We start from the raw sequence: 16,987 nt of genomic DNA, 5'->3' as shown, positions 1-16,987 counted from the left end.
CCGATGTCTGGCGGATTAGTAACTGCAGCATACATTGTTGCCGCGATTCTGTTTATTTTCAGCCTGGCGGGGCTCTCAAAGCATGAGACCTCGAAGCAGGGCAATCTCTTCGGCATCAGCGGGATGGCGCTGGCGCTGCTGGCGACCATTTTTGGCCCCGACAGCGGCAATGTCGCCTGGATTTTGCTGGCGATGGTGATCGGCGGCGCTATCGGCGTGCGCCTGGCGCAGAAGGTCGAAATGACGGAGATGCCGGAGCTGGTGGCGATCCTGCACAGCTTCGTCGGCCTGGCCGCGGTGCTGGTGGGCTTCAACAGCTTTATCGATCATGGTCCAGGCCTGCCTGCGGTGATGGAAAATATTCACCTGACCGAAGTCTTCCTCGGCATCTTTATCGGCGCGGTGACCTTTACCGGCTCGCTGGTGGCGTTCGGCAAGCTGCGCGGCAAAATTTCGTCGCGTCCGCTGATGCTGCCGCATCGCCATAAGCTCAACCTGCTGGCGCTGGTGGTCTCTTTCCTGCTGCTGCTGTGGTTTGTACGCACCCAAAGCACCGGCGCGCAGGTCTTTGCGCTGCTGCTGATGACGCTGATCGCGCTCGCCTTCGGCTGGCATCTGGTGGCCTCTATCGGCGGCGCAGATATGCCGGTAGTGGTGTCGATGCTTAACTCCTACTCGGGCTGGGCGGCGGCGGCGGCGGGCTTTATGCTGAGCAACGACCTGCTGATCGTTACCGGCGCGCTGGTGGGGTCGTCGGGCGCCATCCTCTCTTACATTATGTGTAAGGCGATGAACCGCTCCTTTATCAGCGTGATCGCCGGCGGCTTCGGCACCGACAGCAGCGCGGGCGGCGAAAGCGAAGAGGCGGGCGAGCACCGTGAAATCAGCGTGGAAGAGACGGCTGAACTGTTGAAGCACTCTTCATCGGTGATTATCACCCCAGGCTACGGCATGGCGGTGGCGCAGGCGCAGTACCCGGTGGCGGAGATCACCGAGAAGCTGCGCGCGCGCGGCGTTAAGGTGCGCTTCGGCATTCACCCGGTCGCGGGACGTTTGCCAGGCCATATGAACGTGCTGCTGGCCGAGGCGAAAGTGCCTTATGACGTGGTGCTGGAGATGGATGAGATCAACGACGATTTCGCCGACACCGATACCGTATTGGTTATCGGCGCCAACGACACCGTCAACCCGGCGGCGCAGGACGATCCGCGCAGCCCTATTGCGGGCATGCCGGTGCTGGAAGTGTGGAAGGCGCAGAACGTCATCGTGTTTAAGCGTTCGATGAATACCGGCTATGCCGGCGTGCAGAATCCGCTGTTCTTTAAAGAGAACACGCAAATGCTGTTTGGCGATGCTAAAGCGAGCGTGGAAGGGATACTGAAAGCGCTGTAACGACAAGGGCGGCCAGCTGGCCGCCCTTATTTTTATTCCTCATCATCCTCTTCGTCGTCATCATCGAGCGTGATGGGCGAAGTAAAATCGTCAGGCTTGAGCGCCAGCAAATCGCAGCGCAGATGGTCGATCACCTGTTCCGCCGTATTGCCGAGAAACGCCGCTGACAGGCCGGTGCGGCCGATGGTGCCGAGCACCACAATCCCGGCGCTGAGCTGGCTGGCGATATCGGGGATCACCTCTTCAGGCAGCCCTTTGGCGACGTGGGTAAACTCCTCGCGGATAGCAAACTTCTGACGCAGCGCCTTCATCGCCACCAGATGCTGGCCGCGGATGGCGTCGTTATAGACGCTGGGATCGAAGTCGGGCAGTTCAATCGCGATATTGATCGGGGTAATGGGATAGGCGCCCACCAGATGCACCTCGGTGTGGTTCACCATCTCCGCCAGCCGCGTGGTTTCACGGATCAGCTTCTGATTCAGCTCATCGTGGTGCGGCTCTTCGCTGGCGAGGTTGACCGCCACGACGGCTTTGCCGCCTTCCGGCCAGGGCTGATCTTTCACCATCCACACCGGGCAAGGGCACTTACGCAGCAGATGCCAGTCGGTGGGGGTAAAGATCACCGCTTCCAGCCGGTCATGCTGATGCGCCATCTTCAGCACCAGATCGTGCCCGTGCGCCAGCACCTCCTGGATAATCGCCTCATAGGGGCGATTATGCCAGACCACCTTGATTTCGATCTCCACGCCCGCCTCAAGATAGGCGCGCGCCTGCTCGCGGATCCACTCGGTGCGCTGGCTGATCACGCCTTGCCGCATTGAGGCGCGCTCGTCAGGGGAGAGCAACGTGGTCATCTCATACGAGAAGTCGTAAATCGGCAGATAGGCTTTGATTTTGCCGCCGATACGCTGATTAAGGTAAACCGCGCGGCGCAGCGCCGGCTGATCGTCTTGCTGGGGATCGATAGCGACCAGCATATTTTGGTAGCGGGACATAGGGAATAACTCCTTAAACCAAGGCGAACTGGTTTAAAGATAGCCTAAGTTCAGGGCGGGAAGAAGCGGAAAAGTTGCTGTGGGATCAATAAACTAACAAATTGGCGGCGCGAATCAGAGTTGCAGAGGCATCGCGCCCATACCTGCAACTCTAATCATTAGGCGACCAATTAATTAAGCAGCCTGAACGCTCTGACCGGCCAGTTCAGACAGCAGGTCGTGGTTTTCAATCGTGATATATTTGCCTTTCACCGCCAGCATGCCCGATTTCTGAAAACGTCCCAGCAGGCGGCTAATGGTTTCGACGGTCAGGCCGAGGTAGTTGCCGATGTCGCCGCGCGTCATCGTCAGGCGGAACTCGCGCTGTGAGAAGCCGCGCTGGCCGAAACGGCGAGAAAGATTCCAGATAAACGCGGCCAGGCGTTCTTCGGCGTTTTTCTTCGACAGCAGCAGGATCATATCCTGGTCGCCTTTGATTTCGCCGCTCATCAGACGCATCATCTGCTGGCGCAGAGCCGGCATTTTGCCTGACAGATCGTCCAGCGTTTCGAATGGGATCTCGCAGACCATCGCCGTTTCCAGCGCCTGCGCGAAGCTCGGGTGGCTGCCGCTCATAATGGCGTCGAAGCCAACCAGATCGCCCGCCAGGTGGAAGCCGGTAATCTGCTCATCACCCTGTTCGGTGATGGTATAGCTCTTGATGGTGCCGGAGCGAATAGCGTAGAGCGATTTCAAATCATCGCCCGCTTTGAACAGCGTCTGACCTTTTTGAATCGGTTTTTTGCGCTCGATAATATTGTCGAGCTGATCCAGCTCATGTTCGTTCAGGGTGAACGGAATGCACAGCTGACTAATGCTGCAGTCCTGACAGTGGATGGCACAGCCACCTGACTGAATACGGCGAATGGTGCGTTTTTCAGTGATCATAATGTACGCTCGACGATTATTGACTGGTGTCAATTTTAACATTTTTTGTGCTGAAGGGAACTCGTCCGAGCAGTTTTAGGCTTATAAAGAGTAGGGATGTCAGGCGTGGCGCGGAACCGCGCTGTAGCAAGCCCTGCGCGTCACATTTTTACGATCTGGCACGAAAACTTTCCACTTTTTTGATCCCGATGCGCATTTTCTCAACAGCAATCTGGTGCGATTCAGCGCTGGCGCACCTTTTTTGGCGTTTGCTACTATTGCATTTACAGAGGCGGATGTGATCTCTGTTTCTTTGATAACCTGGGGTGAGAAATGACTATGAACCTGGACGATGAAGACCTGTTTCGGGATGCCATGGGTGACGTCACTCCATTGAAAGACAGCGCCAGCACCCTGTGGCTGAAATCGCCCTCAACCAAAGCGCCGCGTCGGCCTGACGCAGAGGCGGAAGAAGAGAACTTTCTGACGCGCGGCTACCTCGACATCATTCCCCTTGCTACGCCGCTGGAGTATAAGGCTGACGGCATCCAGCAGGGGGTGCTGGATAAGCTGCGCAAAGGAGAATACAAGATGGACGCCAGTCTGAACCTGCTGCGCCAGCCGGTGGAGACCTGCCGCCAGGCGGTATTCAGCTTTATGCAGCAGGCGCGCAAAGAGGGGTTGCGCAATTTACTGATCATTCATGGCAAAGGGCGCGACAACGAATCCCATGCCAATATCGTGCGCAGCTATCTGGCGCGCTGGCTGCGTCAGTTCGACGACGTCCAGACCTTCTGCACCTCGCAGCCGCAGCACGGCGGCACGGGCGCGCTCTATGTCGGCCTGCGTAAGACCGAAAAGGCGCGGCTGGACAACCGCGAGCGCCACGCGAAACGCAGCCGTTAGTCCGGCGCCTTGCGGATGGTCGCCATCAGGATCTCAGCGCTAAGGCTCAGAGGATGGCCGGTGCGGGTAATAATCCCTACCGGTTCCCCTGGCCCCGATGAGCTGATGGGCAGGGCGCACAGCGCGTTATGCGCCAGATCTTCCTTGATCGCGCCCGACGGCACAAACCAGACGTAGTCATAGCGCAGCGCCAGCTGACGCGCCAGCGAGGTTGACGAGGTTTCAACGCAGGTGCCCGGCAGGGTGCAGCCCTGTTCATCGAGCATCTGCTGCGCGATGCGGCGCGGCGCCGTGCCTTCAGGCGAAATCACCACCGGCCACTGCATCGCCCGGGAAAGAGTGACATTGTCACTTAAGAGCGGATGTTCCGGTCGCACCACCAGCTTGAGGGATTCAAGAAACAGCAGCTCGTAGGTGAGACCGGCCATCATATCGCTGTCTGCCATACGGCCGATGCCAATCTCGAATTCGCCCGCGCGCAGCCCGGCGAGCAGCACGTTATTGTGCAGCGTGGCGACCTGCACGGTCGCATGGGGCTGCTGCTGGTGAAAACGATCGAGAATTTGCGGCAGCATGCCCATGGCCGCGGTGGTCAGCGCGCCGAGGCGGATCACCACCGGACGCGTCGAGACCGGCAGATTAACGCTCTGGCCCGCGTGGTTAAGCGCATCCAGCACCTTCACCGCGTGGATTAAAAACTGTTCGCCCATGGTCGTGAGCTGCGCGCCTAGTCGGCCGCGTTCAAACAGGCGAACGCCCGTCAGCTCCTCGAGTTCGTTAAGGGTTTTTGACAGCGCAGGCTGGCTAAGGCTCAGCGTTTCCGCCGCGCGTCCCAGGGTTCCCTGTTGCGCCACCGCAACAAAGGTATGAAGATGGCGCAAGCGAATGCGCTGATTGAAAAGGATATTTTTGTCCATCTTGCAAACCTAATGAGTTTTACCGCCGGTCGGCAACCAGTAAAGTTGGGTTTTGTTAACTTTGTTGCAAAATAAAATTAACAAAAAACCGCCTTTTACGCGAGTGATTGATAAAGCAAAAAAATTTGCTGACCTGCGAGCTGGGCAAACTAATTGCACCGATCCCACCATCATAAATTCAACAGGTTAGCGCTTTAATGTTGAATAATTATCAATATCATATAAAAATCAGGCGTCTTATCGTTAACGATGGGCTATCATAAGCGCCGTTTTTTTTACCAAAACTGATGCCTCAGGGTGAGCGCAGTGAGGAGTTCGCAGTGACCAGCGTCGAAGCCGTGGACGTTCGCCAGTTAATCAATCAGTCAGCGCTCAGCCGCTGGCAAAAGCGCCTCATCGCGCTCTGCTTTATTGTGGTGGCCCTTGACGGCATGGATATCGCACTGATGGGCTTTATCGCGCCTACGCTGAAGGCGAGCTGGGGGGTGACCAACCATCAGCTTGGTGTGGTGATCAGCGCGGCGCTGGTCGGGCTGGCGCTTGGCGCGATGCTGGCGGGGCCGCTGGCCGATCGCTATGGTCGACGCATGATGATTATCCTCAGCGTCTTTTTCTTCGGGCTCTGGACGCTCGCCACCGCGCTGGCGAACAATATCGAGCAGATGATGCTGTTTCGCTTCCTCACCGGTCTGGGCCTGGGCGCGGCGATGCCCAACGTCGGCACGCTGGTGGCGGAGTATGCGCCGGAGCGCCGCCGCGCCTTTCTTATCACCGTGGTGTTCTGCGGCTTTACCTTCGGCGCCGCCAGCGGCGGTTTCGCCGCGTCATGGCTGCTGCCACGCTATAACTGGCATGCCGTAATGCTGCTGGGCGGCATTTTGCCGCTGGCGGTTCTGCCGTTTCTGGTGCGTGGCCTGCCGGAGTCGGTGCGCTTTCTGATAAGCCGCCGCGCGCCGGCGACGCGCATTCACGCCATTGTTGAGCGGATGCTGCCAGGGGCCACGCGGCCCGACAGCGCGTTTCACTCTCAGGAGCCGACGCTGCCGACGCAGGGCGCAATCGCTACCGTGGTGTCGCGCCGCTATCTGTTCGGCAGTCTGATGCTGTGGGGCGGCTATTTTATGGGGCTGTTCCTGGTCTATCTGATCGGCAGCTGGCTGCCGTCGCTGATTAATACGCTGGGCATGTCGGTCACCGAGGCGGCCATTATCACCGCGATGTATCAGGCGGGCGGCACCCTTGGCTCGCTGTTCGCCGGCTGGCTGATGGATCGCTTCAACGCTACGCTGGCGCTGGCGGCGATCTACTTCTGCGGCGGGCTGGCGATCGTCGCGCTCGGCTTTTCCCCGGCGGAAGTCGGGATGATGAGCGGCATCGCTTTTCTCAGCGGCTTCTGCTTTAACGGGGCCAACACCGGCATGAACGCGCTGTCGGCCAGCTACTATCCCACTCATGCGCGCGCCACGGGCTCCAGCTGGATGCACGGCGTCGGACGCGTCGGCGCCATCCTCAGCGCCTTTGTCGGCGCGGAGATGCTTTCGCTTGGCTGGTCATTCAGCCTGATTTTTATGCTGCTGGCGATCCCTGCGCTGCTGACCACCGTGATGCTGGTGATGAAAAACCGCTTCGGCTTTAAGCCGATCACAAATCCGTAACTTTTTCGCCTGCCGACAGCGCGTTGCTCTACAGTAGCAGCAATCTCGATCACGTCAGGAGCAGGCACCATGAATCACTTCCTTAGCGCGGACGCTATTCGTACGCGCTTCTCGCAGGCGATGTCCGCTATGTATCAGCAAGAGGTGCCGCAGTACGGCACCCTGATGACGCTGGTGCAGCGCGTCAACGAGAGCTGTTTAACCGCACGACCCGCGCTGAAAACCCGGCTGGCCGCGGCGGACGAGCTGGACCGCCTTAACCTTGAGCGGCACGGCGCCATTCGCGTCGGCACGGCGCAGGAGCTTGCGACGCTGCGGCAGATGTTCGCGGTGATGGGCATGGAGCCGGTCGGCTATTACGATCTCTCGCAGGCGGGCGTGCCGGTGCACTCCACCGCGTTTCGGCCGGTGAGCGACGCGGCGCTGCGGCGCAATCCGTTTCGCATTTTTACCTCGCTGCTGCGGCTGGAGCTGATCGAAGATCTCCCGCTGCGGGAAAAAGCGGCGGCGATTCTGGCGCAGCGCGATATTTTCACGCCGCGCTGCCGGGCGCTGATCGCGCAGCACCAGCAGCAGGGCGGCCTGGATGAAGCGGACGCCGACGCCTTCGTTAAAGAGGCGCTGGAGACTTTCCGCTGGCACGCGCTGAGCACCGTCGACAGCGCCACCTATCAGGCGTTAAGCCAGCAGCACCGTCTGGTCGCCGACGTGGTCTGCTTTCCGGGATGCCATATCAACCACCTGACGCCGCGCACCCTCGATATCGACCAGGTGCAGGCGCTGATGCCGGAATATGGCATCGATCCTAAGGCGCTGATTGAAGGGCCGCCGCGGCGAGAGGTGCCGATCCTGCTGCGTCAGACCAGCTTTAAAGCGCTGGAGGAGCCGGTGATTTTCCAGCAGGGCGAAAGCGGCACCCATACCGCGCGCTTTGGTGAAATCGAGCAGCGCGGCGCGGCGCTGACGCCGAAAGGCCGCGCGCTCTACGATCATCTGCTGGCGGCAGCCGGCACCGGCGTCGACAACCAGCAGCATCAGCAGCGGCTGGCCGAGGTGTTTCGCGCCTTTCCCGATGATGAGCAGAGCCTGCGCGAACAGGAGCTTGCCTGGTTTGACTATCGGTTGAGCGAACAGGGCGAGGCGCAGCCGCCGCAGCCGGGCGAATCGCTGACGGCGCTGATCGAACAGGGGCGCATCATCGCCGATCCGATCGTGTACGAAGATTTCCTGCCGGTCAGCGCGGCGGGCATCTTTCAGTCAAATCTGGGCGATCGGGCGCAGGGCCGTTCCGCCGGTCACGCCAGCAGGGCCGATTTTGAAGCGGCGCTGGGCGCGCCGGTGCAGGATGAAATGCGGCTTTATCAGGCGCGCCAGCAGCAATCGCTGGCCCGGTGCGGTTTCCCTCAGGCCTGACGGCGTCGATTCAGCATAATCTGCAAATGCACTAAGGACATAGACAACATCTTAACGCCCTGTAGATAATGCCTTAACGCTTTATCAGGGAACAGGTAATGAAAAACAGACGACCTCTGCGCCTCAGCACAGCCGAAGGCGAGCTAAGAGGAAGTATGGATGATGATCTCTTTGTCTTTAAGGGTATTCCATATGCCGCCGCGCCGGTAGGCGCGCTGCGCTGGCGCGCACCGCAGCCCGTTACGCCGTGGCACGAGGTGCGCGATGCGACCGAGTTCGGCGCCGCCTGCTGGCAGAATCGCGCGCTCTGCGCCGTCGCAGGCGGCGGCGATCCCGGTCCGCTCAGCGAAGACTGCCTCTATCTTAATGTCTGGACCCCCGACGTAGAACCCGCGCGGCCGCTGCCGGTAATGGTGTGGCTGCACGGCGGCGGCTTTGTGATGGGATCGGGCGGGCTGGCACCCTATAACGGCAAGCCGCTGGCGGCGCGCGGCGCCGTGGTGGTGACGATTAATTACCGCCTCGGCCACCTCGGATTTTTCGCCCATCCTGCGCTGGACGCGGAATATCGCGACGGCGGCATAGTCAACAACTTCGCCTTGCTCGATCAGATCGCCGCGCTGCAGTGGGTGCAGCGCAACATTCCCGCCTTTGGCGGCGACCGTGACAACGTCACATTATTTGGGGAATCCTCCGGCGCGCGCAGCGTGCTTTCGCTCTGTTGTTCGCCGCTGGCGGAGGGGCTGTTTCATAAAGCCATCGTGCAGAGCGCCTATAGCCTGCCGGACAAACCACGAAAAGCCGCGCTGCAGCAGGGCGAGCAGGTCGCGGCGCATTTCGGTCTGGCCAACGCCACTGCGCAGCAGCTGCGTGCGTTGCCTGCCGACGCCTTCTGGCCGCTGGAGTCGCCTTTATGGCACGGGCCGGTGCCGATTGCCGGCGACGCCGTGCTGCCCCAGCCGATGCTGAATACCTTTATGGCGGCGCGCCAGCATCGCATTCCGCTTATGGCGGGCAGCAACAGCGACGAAGCGAGCGTGCTGGAATACTTCAATGTCGACAGCGCCGAGGCGATGCGCCAGCTGCGCGTCAACAGGCCGTTCAGCTACCGGCTGCTGAAGTGGCTTTACGATATTCACGACGACCGCCTGCTGGGGCGCGCGGCGGCGCGCGATATGGCCTTCAGCGTCATGCCGTGGATCCTGATGCGCGCGCAGCACAACGTCGGCATGCCGGGCTGGCGCTACTGGTTCGACTATATCTCCGAGCAGTCGCGCGATCTCTATCCGCACGGCGCCTGGCACGGCAATGAGGTGCCCTATGCGCTCAATACCCTCACGGCGATGCAGCCCGCCGACAGCGAACGGCCCTATACCGCCGCCGATCGCGCCTTTGCGCAGCGCATGGGGGATTACTGGTTCGCCTTTGCGCGCGACGCAAGCGCATTCAGCCATCGGCTGGAGGGCGAGATAAGCTGGCCCGCCTGGCATCCCGGCGAGGATGTCACGCTGGCGTTCGGCGACGGCGGAAAAGAGGCGCTGCGGCTAAAGCGCAATTTCTTACGCGCCCGACTGAGGCTGTTTCGCCTGATGATGAAAAGCATGGTGAAGCTTTGACGGCTAATTAATAAGCCGCCGGCAAGGTTTATCCCCTGAGCCTGCTGGCGCAAATTCCGTTAAATCATAAGGTTAACTCAGCGTCGCGCTGGCGCATTGAGCAACTTTATTGCTAACTAAAAGGCTGTACCTTCCTTAATCCCTGCCGATAACGCCTGTATGCCCGAGATTATCGGGCCCCTCTCGGTTTTCATCGTCAAGGATTTGGCTATGGGTATATTAAAAAATTTCACGATTCGCGCCGTTATGCTGTGGATTCTCGGCCTGTTTTGCCTGCTGTGGTGCGCAGTGGGCTGGTTCAGCGTCCATTCGCTCGGCGAGCTAAGCAACGGCAATGATGTCGACCGCCATCTGGTCGCGCAGATGACCACCTTAAGCAAGGGCAACGACCAGTATTTCCGCGTCATTACGCGTCTGTCGCGCGTGATGGAGATGAAAGCCGCTGGCACGGAGCCGGCCGACGCCGACTGGAAGCCGGTGCAGCAGGCGCTGGACAATATGACCCAGCAGCTGGCGCAGTTTAAGCAGATGGCGCCGGGCCCGATGGAGCCGCAGATCGTTGACCAGACCATCGCCAGCTGGCAAAAGCTGCTGGATGAGGGCGTGACGCCACAGCTGGAGAAGGCGCGCCAGGGGACGCTCGAGGTCTATCGTCAGCACGCCAGTACGGTGACGCCCGCGCTGAGCCGCGCCTTTGGCGCCAGCGCTGAAGCCTTTAACCAGGCGGCGGCGATTAAGCTCGATCAGACCCGCGTTAACGTCGATCGCCTGACCGTGCTGACTAAAATCACGCTGGTGGCGGCAGTGTTCACCGGCCTGCTGATCCTGCTGTTTACCGACCGCTATCTGGTCACCATGCTGGTTAAGCCGCTGGACCGTATCCGTGAGCATTTCGCCGTGATCGCCACCGGCGATCTCAGCCAGCCGGTCACGCCGTTCGGCCGCAACTGCGTCGGCAAACTGGTGCCGCTGCTGAGCGCCATGCAGGATAGCCTGCGCGAAGCGGTAAGCGCCATTCGCAGCGGCACCGAAAATATTTCCCGCGGCGCGGCAGAGATTTCGGCAGGCAATAACGATCTCTCTTCACGTACCGAAGAGCAGGCGGCGGCGCTGGAGCAGACCGCCGCCAGCATGGAGCAGCTGACCGCGACGGTGAAATTCAACGCCGACAACGCCCGTCAGGCCAGCAGGCTGGCGGAAACCGCTTCGTCGACGGCGCAGCAGGGCGGCCAGCTGGTGAGCGAAGTGGTCTCTACCATGAACGGCATCTCCGGCAGCTCGAAAAAGATCGCCGAGATCACCAGCGTCATTAACGGTATCGCCTTCCAGACCAATATCCTGGCGCTGAACGCGGCGGTGGAAGCGGCACGCGCCGGCGAGCAGGGGCGCGGCTTCGCGGTGGTCGCCAGCGAGGTGCGCAATCTGGCGCAGCGTAGCGCCGCCGCGGCGAAAGAGATCGCCGCGCTGATTGAGGATTCGGTGCAGCGCGTTGATAAGGGCGCGGCGCTGGTGGGCAACACCGGCAACACCATGCATCACATTCTTAAGTCGGTGCAGGACGTGGACGCCATCATGAAGCAGATCGCCGCCGCGTCGGAAGAGCAGAGCAAAGGCATTTCGCAGGTCGGCGTCGCCGTCACCGAAATGGACAGCGTCACGCAGCAGAACGCCTCGCTGGTGGAGGAGGTCTCCGCCGCCGCTGCCGCGCTGGCGCGTCAGACCGAATCGCTGGAGGCCTCCGTCTCCCGCTTCCGCCTCTCGTCGCAGGAGCCGCTGGCCAGCGCGCCGTCACGCAACCACCGTCCGACCCCGGCCGCCGACGGCACGCCGCGTCCTGAAGCGGCGTCAAGCGCCGACTGGGTCACCTTTTAAGCGCGTGACAGCCACGCCGCCAGATCCGCGAGGTAGGGCGGCGCTTCCCTGACCGGGCGCTGCAGCAAACTGTAGGCCGCCCCGGTTTTCACCCGGCTGGCGAACGGCGCAATCAAACGCCCGTTCGCCAGATCGCTCTCCACCAGATTAATATCCGCCACCGTTACGCCAAACCCCTGTATCGCCGCGCTGATTGCCAGATCCATGGTGCTGAAGTGTTGATTACGCGTCATCGTCAGCCGGGTATTCTGGGCGCTGAGCCACAGCTGCCAGTCGCGAGTATCGCCGGTGGGATGCAGAAAGGTCATGGAAGCCAGCGCTTCAGGCGAGGCGGGCGGCGCGGCGTCGGCCGCCATCACCGGCGTGATCGCCTCGTCAAACAGATGAATCGCCCCAGGCGGCGGCGTGCCGTAGAGAATAGCGGCGTCGAACCCCTCCAGCTGCGCGTGATGTTCCAGCGTGGTGGTCAGCGCGACGTGCAGCTCCGGCCGCTGCTGCTCCAGCGCCACCAGCCGCGGCACCAGCCAGCGCATGGCGCAGGTCGGCGCCTTGAGCCGGATCACCCCATGCTGGCGCATCGCCTTGTCCGTCGCGCCCGCTATCAGCTCGAAACCCTGACGCAGCTCCGGCAGCAGCGCCGCGCCCTGCGCGGTCAGGCGCAGACCGCGCGCGTGGCGCTCGAACAGCGCGAACCCCAGATAGTGTTCAAGGGTGGCGATTTTGCGGCTCACCGCGCCCTGGGTAATACAGAGTTCGCCCGCCGCGCGCGTCAGGTTGAGATGACGCGCGGTCACCAGGAAAGCGTGTATGGCGTTAAGCGGCAAAGAACGCGGCATCCTCACTCCAGCTATGCAAATTAGTCATGGCTATTATGACAACAATTCGCTTGTCGGCTCAAGCGCCGGGTCGTTGAATAGATATCAACGAAATCGACATTTTTATGCAGCCGCGCAGGAGCCCGCACGATGAAAAGCAGCGTTAACGTCACCTCGAAACTGCCCGACGTAGGCACCACCATCTTTAGCGTCATCGGCCAGCTCTCCGCGCAGCACCAGGCAATCAACCTGTCGCAGGGCGCGCCCAATTTTCCGTGCGATCCGGCGCTGGTGGAAGCGGTCAGCCGCGCCATGCGCGAAGGGCATAACCAGTACGCGCCGATGACCGGCTGGCCCGCGCTGAAAGAGGCGCTGGCGGCCAAGGTGGCGGCGCTCTACGGCCAGCACTACGATCCTGCGACCGAAGTGCTGATTAACGGCAGCGCCAGTCAGGGCATCTTTATGGCGATCGCGGCGCTGGTGAACCCGGGCGACGAGGTGATTTTTTTCGAGCCCGCTTTCGACAGCTACGCGCCGGTGGTGCGTTTGCAGGGCGGCACGCCGGTTGGCCTCAAGCTGCCATTCCCTGACTACGCCATCGACTGGGAAGCGCTGCGCGCCGCGCTGACGCCGCGCACCCGCATGATCATTATCAACACGCCGCACAACCCGAGCGCGCAGGTGTTGACGCCTGCCGATCTGGCGCAGCTGGCAGCGCTGACGCGCGGCACCGATATCGTGGTGCTCTCCGATGAAGTCTACGAGCATATCCTGTTCGACGGCCGCGCCCACTGCGGCATGGCGACCCATCCGGAGCTGGCGCAGCGCAGCGTTATCGTCTCCTCTTTCGGCAAAACTTTTCACGTGACCGGCTGGCGCGTCGGCTACTGCCTTGCGCCCGCCGGGCTGATGGAGGAGCTGGTCAAGGTGCACCAGTTTATGATGTACGCCGCCGATACGCCGATGCAGATCGGCTTTGCGCACTATCTGCAGCGCGCCGAGAACTATCTGTCGCTGTCGGCGTTCTATCAGCAGAAGCGCGATCGCCTGGTGACGCTGCTGCAGGATTCGCCCTTTAAACTGCTGCCGTGCGCCGGTTCGTTTTTTGTTTTGGCCAGCTACGGACATTTCAGTGACGAACCTGACAGCGAGATGGTAAAACGTCTTATCGTCGAACAGGGCGTGGCAACCATCCCGCTTTCGGCGTTTTATATGGACGGCACCGATAACAACGTGATTCGTCTCTCTTTTGCAAAAGACGACGCCACCCTGCAGCGCGGCGCAGAAGCGCTCTGTCGGGTGAAGGGTTAATCTCAGGGGAAAACAAAATGAAAAAAATCAATGCGCTGTTTCTTGCGCTGGGCATGATGAGTTCAGCGCACGCGCTGGCGGCGGAAACGCTGCGTTACGGCCTTGAATCGCAGTATGCGCCGTTTGAGAGCCGCAATGCGCAGGGCGAGCTGGAAGGGTTCGATATCGAGCTGGGCAACGCCATTTGCGCCACCGGGAATTTTAACTGTCAATGGGTAGAGAGCAGCTTCGACGCCCTGATCCCGGCGCTGCAGGCGAAGAAGTTCGACGCCATTAACTCGGCGATGAATATCACCGAGGCGCGGGCAAAAAGCATCGACTTCACGAAGCCGATCTACCGCATTCCAAGCATGCTGATCGTGAAAGAGGGCGAGAAGCTGCAGCCGACCGCTGAAGCGCTGAAAGGCAAGAATATCGGCGTGCTGCAGGGCTCGATTCAGGAGACCTACGCCAAAAAGCACTGGGAGCCGCAGGGCGTGACCGTGACCTCCTATCAGGATCAGAATCAGGTTTATAACGATATGGTCGCAGGCCGTCTGGACGGCACCCTGGTGATGTCCGCCGCCGGCCAGTCGGGCTTCCTCGATAAACCGCAGGGCAAAGGCTTTGCTTTTGCCGGCAAGGCGGTTGAAGATGACGCGATTCTCGGCTCCGGCATCGGTTTTGGCCTGCGTAAAGGCGATACGAAGCTGAAGCAGGAGCTGGATGCGGCGATTACCAAAATTCAGGATGACGGCACGGTGACAAAGCTGGCGGCGAAATATTTCCCCGGCATTGACGTCAGCGCGACGAAATAGCAAAAGGAGGCGGCCGAATGGCCGCCTTTTTTATTAGTATAAAGTGATCAGGTGAAAGCAAGTAATTACAAGGTGGATTGACAAGAGCTATACCAATCGGCCAGCCATTTAAAAAATAGGTTCATGTATGGCTTCTGAATAATTACTCAGTTCTTTGATATTGATTCCTTGATTAGATTCCTGGAAATGGCTATTTTAGATATTTTATTTAAACTTCCAAAAAAGAAAAAAGCACCATAAATCATAAGAAATAAGAAAAATGCTATTTTTTTCAATGCAGGAAGCGACTGAATAAATTCTCCCCCCAAAACGTGATGCAAAAGTGGGTAGAATGTTGGGCTGAAAAGCATTGCCGCTCCGGTAAAGTATACCGGGAGAAAGGTGGTGTAAATCAATGCGCGATAAATTTTACTATTATGTCTTTTGTTTTTCCATGTGAAACATTTATTTATTATGTTGATTTTCAAATAAGGAGAGCATTTATGATAACTCTCAATGCCAGCTATTGGGTTAACCATTTGAAGTAAAACGCGCCTTTCTTCATGCGAAAGTTTTATTTCACGTGTAACAGCAGCATAGCCATATTCCTTTGCTATTTTGTGTAAGGTTTCATCACCTGTTTTTTCCGCCAGTTCATGCGAGAAGTTACTCAATTTAGAATATTTTTCAAATAAACGATCTGTTTTAAATGTCCATTTCTGATATAGCCCAAGCCCGGTGATTACAATGCCAGCAACCGTCAATGCATATTTTGCAATGCTAAATATTGTTTCAGTCATATAAGATTGTCCTTAAGTTTGTATAATCAACTTACTATGTTGCTGATTAGTTGCTTAATCATTAAGCTTTTTTGGTCGTGGGCAAGGATAGTGCCTAAAAGAGCTTTATCCTTTCCGATGAATTAAATATTCATAGCTTTGGCTTTCGTTCAAAAAAATCTTTCTCTTCTTTGCAAGCTAATCATTTGCTTTTATGGAAAGCATTTTGCACCCTCTAACCTGAGTGCCAGGATAGAGGATGCAATTTTACTTTTAATACACATTTAGCTTCTTAACCGCCACTCTGCGCCGCCAGCAAGCAAAGCCTTTCCGCCACCTGATAAGACTTCACAAAGGATGAGATCGGCAGAAACTCGAAGCGGGAGTGAAAGTTATGCGCGCCGGTGAAGAAGTTCGGCGTCAGCAACCCTTTCGCTGACAGCGCCGCGCCGTCGGTGCCGCCGCGCATCGGGATGACCTTTGGCTCAATATCGAGATCCGCCAGGGCGGCAAAGATCAGATCGATGGCGCGGCGATCCTCGCCCACGGCGTTGCTGATATTGCTGTAGATGTCGCTGATGCTGATGGCGACGCTGCCGGTTGGATAGCGCTGCGCAATCTCCGCCACGGCCTGCTGCAGCTGCGCTTTGCGTGCGGCAAACTGCGCCAGATCGAAATCGCGGATCGAGGCCTTTAGCGTCGCCTGGCTGGCGCCCGCCTGCAGCTCGTTAAACCAGATATAGCCTTCGCGACCCGCGGTATGCTCCGGCGTTTCCCGACGATCGAACAGGCTGATAAAGTCGTGCGCCATCAGCAGCGGATTGACCAGCACCCCTTTGGCCGACATTGGATGCGCCGGCACCCCGGTAAAGGTGATCTCCGCCGACGCGCCGTTGAAGTTCTCATAGACCACTTCGCCCAGCTCGCAGCAGTCGATGGTCCAGGCGAAATCGACGTTGAAGCGCTTTTCCAGATCGAGCGCCTTCGCGCCGCGCAGCCCAATCTCTTCGTCGGGCACAAAGGCCACCAGGATATCGCCGTGATCGCCCTGCAAATTCTCCATCAGCGTCATCACCACCGTCACCGCCGCCTTATTGTCCGCGCCCAGCACGCTGGTGCCGTCGCTGAAAATAATCTCCTCGCCGAGATAGGGGGCGATCTCCGGGTGCTCGTCGCGGCGCAGCCAGATATCTTCACGCGCGTTGAGCAACAGATCCTCGCCTTGCCAGGTGAGGATCTGCGGATGAATATCGGGCGAGAGCCCTACATCAACCGTATCGATATGGGTAATAAACCCGATGCGCGGCGCACTGGGCCGGTTGCCGCGCTTCACCGCCGTCACCGTGGCGCAGTCGTCGATTTCCACTTTATCCAGCCCGAGAGCGGTCAGCTCCTGCGCCAGCAGCTGCGCCATGGCGTGCTGGCTCGGCGTGCTGGGCAAGGTGTCTGATTTAGCGTCGCTCTGGCTGCTGACCGCCAGATAGCGAAAAAAACGTTGAGTTAACTGAGTTGCAAGGGCTGTCATCACCGATCCTTATTTGTCTGCCAACAGCGGGATTCGTTATGTTACGAAAACGTGGTATCCATAAAGCGTCTGGATCATTTAGGGAATCTGACCAACGGAAGTCAATAAA

Annotated in this window: 14 protein-coding genes; 8 read left to right on the top strand and 6 right to left on the bottom strand. The window is 59.0% G+C overall.

The window, feature by feature from the left end:
* Positions 1–3 precede the first annotated feature (3 nt).
* Positions 4–1,392, top strand: a complete 1,389-nt coding sequence (gene pntB / locus AC6I7Z_RS10155; protein ID WP_497814115.1) for a Re/Si-specific NAD(P)(+) transhydrogenase subunit beta — start codon at positions 4–6, stop codon at positions 1,390–1,392.
* A gap of 32 nt (positions 1,393–1,424) precedes the next feature.
* Here pntB and uspE read toward each other — a convergent pair whose 3' ends face one another.
* Both uspE and fnr read right to left on the bottom strand, forming a co-directional pair.
* Positions 1,425–2,387, bottom strand: a complete 963-nt coding sequence (uspE, locus tag AC6I7Z_RS10150) for a universal stress protein UspE (RefSeq protein ID WP_497814114.1) — start codon at positions 2,385–2,387, stop codon at positions 1,425–1,427.
* 174 nt (positions 2,388–2,561) lie between these two features.
* Positions 2,562–3,314 carry a fumarate/nitrate reduction transcriptional regulator Fnr gene (gene fnr, locus AC6I7Z_RS10145; RefSeq protein ID WP_033747095.1) on the bottom strand — a complete coding sequence of 251 codons (753 nt, stop codon included), beginning with the start codon at positions 3,312–3,314 and terminating at the stop codon, positions 2,562–2,564.
* A gap of 318 nt (positions 3,315–3,632) precedes the next feature.
* On the opposite strand from fnr, the gene smrA reads away from it, so the two are divergent.
* Positions 3,633–4,199 (top strand): DNA endonuclease SmrA, encoded by a 567-nt coding sequence (gene smrA / locus AC6I7Z_RS10140; protein WP_497815424.1) that lies wholly within the window; start codon positions 3,633–3,635, stop codon positions 4,197–4,199.
* Here smrA and AC6I7Z_RS10135 read toward each other — a convergent pair.
* Positions 4,196–5,116, bottom strand: a complete 921-nt coding sequence (locus tag AC6I7Z_RS10135; protein WP_497814113.1) for a LysR substrate-binding domain-containing protein — start codon at positions 5,114–5,116, stop codon at positions 4,196–4,198. The genes smrA and AC6I7Z_RS10135 overlap by 4 nt on opposite strands.
* Before the next feature lie 320 nt (positions 5,117–5,436).
* Here AC6I7Z_RS10135 and AC6I7Z_RS10130 point away from each other — a divergent pair, with 320 nt between their 5' ends.
* The 4 genes from AC6I7Z_RS10130 to AC6I7Z_RS10115 all read left to right on the top strand — a co-directional run bounded on the left by AC6I7Z_RS10130 (position 5,437) and on the right by AC6I7Z_RS10115 (position 11,672).
* Positions 5,437–6,771: an MFS transporter gene (locus AC6I7Z_RS10130; protein WP_497814112.1), complete on the top strand. Its 1,335-nt coding sequence runs from the start codon at positions 5,437–5,439 to the stop codon at positions 6,769–6,771.
* Positions 6,772–6,840: 69 nt separating this feature from the next.
* A complete protein-coding gene (hglS, locus tag AC6I7Z_RS10125; protein WP_497814111.1) occupies positions 6,841–8,184 on the top strand; it encodes a 2-oxoadipate dioxygenase/decarboxylase HglS in 1,344 nt (447 codons plus the stop codon).
* 98 nt (positions 8,185–8,282) lie between these two features.
* Positions 8,283–9,800, top strand: a complete 1,518-nt coding sequence (locus AC6I7Z_RS10120) for a carboxylesterase/lipase family protein (protein WP_497814110.1) — start codon at positions 8,283–8,285, stop codon at positions 9,798–9,800.
* 210 nt (positions 9,801–10,010) lie between these two features.
* Positions 10,011–11,672, top strand: coding sequence for a methyl-accepting chemotaxis protein (locus tag AC6I7Z_RS10115; protein WP_497814109.1), 1,662 nt, complete (start codon positions 10,011–10,013; stop codon positions 11,670–11,672).
* On the opposite strand, the gene AC6I7Z_RS10110 is transcribed toward AC6I7Z_RS10115, so the two are convergent.
* Positions 11,669–12,508 carry a LysR substrate-binding domain-containing protein gene (locus tag AC6I7Z_RS10110; protein WP_497814108.1) on the bottom strand — a complete coding sequence of 280 codons (840 nt, stop codon included), beginning with the start codon at positions 12,506–12,508 and terminating at the stop codon, positions 11,669–11,671. The genes AC6I7Z_RS10115 and AC6I7Z_RS10110 overlap by 4 nt on opposite strands.
* 129 nt (positions 12,509–12,637) lie before the next feature.
* Between AC6I7Z_RS10110 and AC6I7Z_RS10105 the strand changes: the two genes are divergently transcribed.
* Positions 12,638–13,798: a methionine aminotransferase gene (locus AC6I7Z_RS10105; protein WP_497814107.1), complete on the top strand. Its 1,161-nt coding sequence runs from the start codon at positions 12,638–12,640 to the stop codon at positions 13,796–13,798.
* Positions 13,799–13,815: 17 nt separating this feature from the next.
* Positions 13,816–14,595, top strand: coding sequence for a transporter substrate-binding domain-containing protein (locus AC6I7Z_RS10100; protein WP_497814106.1), 780 nt, complete (start codon positions 13,816–13,818; stop codon positions 14,593–14,595).
* A 146-nt stretch (positions 14,596–14,741) separates the two neighbouring features.
* Here the strand turns inward: AC6I7Z_RS10100 and AC6I7Z_RS10095 are convergent, their stop codons facing one another.
* Both AC6I7Z_RS10095 and pepT read right to left on the bottom strand, forming a co-directional pair.
* Entirely contained in the window at positions 14,742–15,374 is a 633-nt protein-coding gene (locus AC6I7Z_RS10095) for a hypothetical protein (RefSeq protein ID WP_497814105.1), read from the bottom strand.
* A gap of 271 nt (positions 15,375–15,645) precedes the next feature.
* Positions 15,646–16,878, bottom strand: a complete 1,233-nt coding sequence (gene pepT / locus AC6I7Z_RS10090; protein WP_497814104.1) for a peptidase T — start codon at positions 16,876–16,878, stop codon at positions 15,646–15,648.
* Positions 16,879–16,987: the final 109 nt, after the last annotated feature.

The sequence above is a fragment of the Pantoea sp. X-Soil-MYKO-1289 genome, assembly GCF_059730625.1.
Note: the sequence above shows the minus strand (reverse complement) of the source record. Positions and strands in the feature narration are given on the sequence as shown.

Coding starts and splice junctions, on each gene's coding strand:
- pntB (WP_497814115.1), top strand. CDS start 4: ATGTCTGGCGGATTAGTAACTGCAGCATACATTGTTGCCGCGATTCTG.
- uspE (WP_497814114.1), bottom strand. CDS start 2,387: ATGTCCCGCTACCAAAATATGCTGGTCGCTATCGATCCCCAGCAAGAC.
- fnr (WP_033747095.1), bottom strand. CDS start 3,314: ATGATCACTGAAAAACGCACCATTCGCCGTATTCAGTCAGGTGGCTGT.
- smrA (WP_497815424.1), top strand. CDS start 3,633: ATGAACCTGGACGATGAAGACCTGTTTCGGGATGCCATGGGTGACGTC.
- AC6I7Z_RS10135 (WP_497814113.1), bottom strand. CDS start 5,116: ATGGACAAAAATATCCTTTTCAATCAGCGCATTCGCTTGCGCCATCTT.
- hglS (WP_497814111.1), top strand. CDS start 6,841: ATGAATCACTTCCTTAGCGCGGACGCTATTCGTACGCGCTTCTCGCAG.
- AC6I7Z_RS10120 (WP_497814110.1), top strand. CDS start 8,283: ATGAAAAACAGACGACCTCTGCGCCTCAGCACAGCCGAAGGCGAGCTA.
- AC6I7Z_RS10115 (WP_497814109.1), top strand. CDS start 10,011: ATGGGTATATTAAAAAATTTCACGATTCGCGCCGTTATGCTGTGGATT.
- AC6I7Z_RS10110 (WP_497814108.1), bottom strand. CDS start 12,508: ATGCCGCGTTCTTTGCCGCTTAACGCCATACACGCTTTCCTGGTGACC.
- AC6I7Z_RS10105 (WP_497814107.1), top strand. CDS start 12,638: ATGAAAAGCAGCGTTAACGTCACCTCGAAACTGCCCGACGTAGGCACC.
- AC6I7Z_RS10100 (WP_497814106.1), top strand. CDS start 13,816: ATGAAAAAAATCAATGCGCTGTTTCTTGCGCTGGGCATGATGAGTTCA.
- AC6I7Z_RS10095 (WP_497814105.1), bottom strand. CDS start 15,374: ATGACTGAAACAATATTTAGCATTGCAAAATATGCATTGACGGTTGCT.
- pepT (WP_497814104.1), bottom strand. CDS start 16,878: ATGACAGCCCTTGCAACTCAGTTAACTCAACGTTTTTTTCGCTATCTG.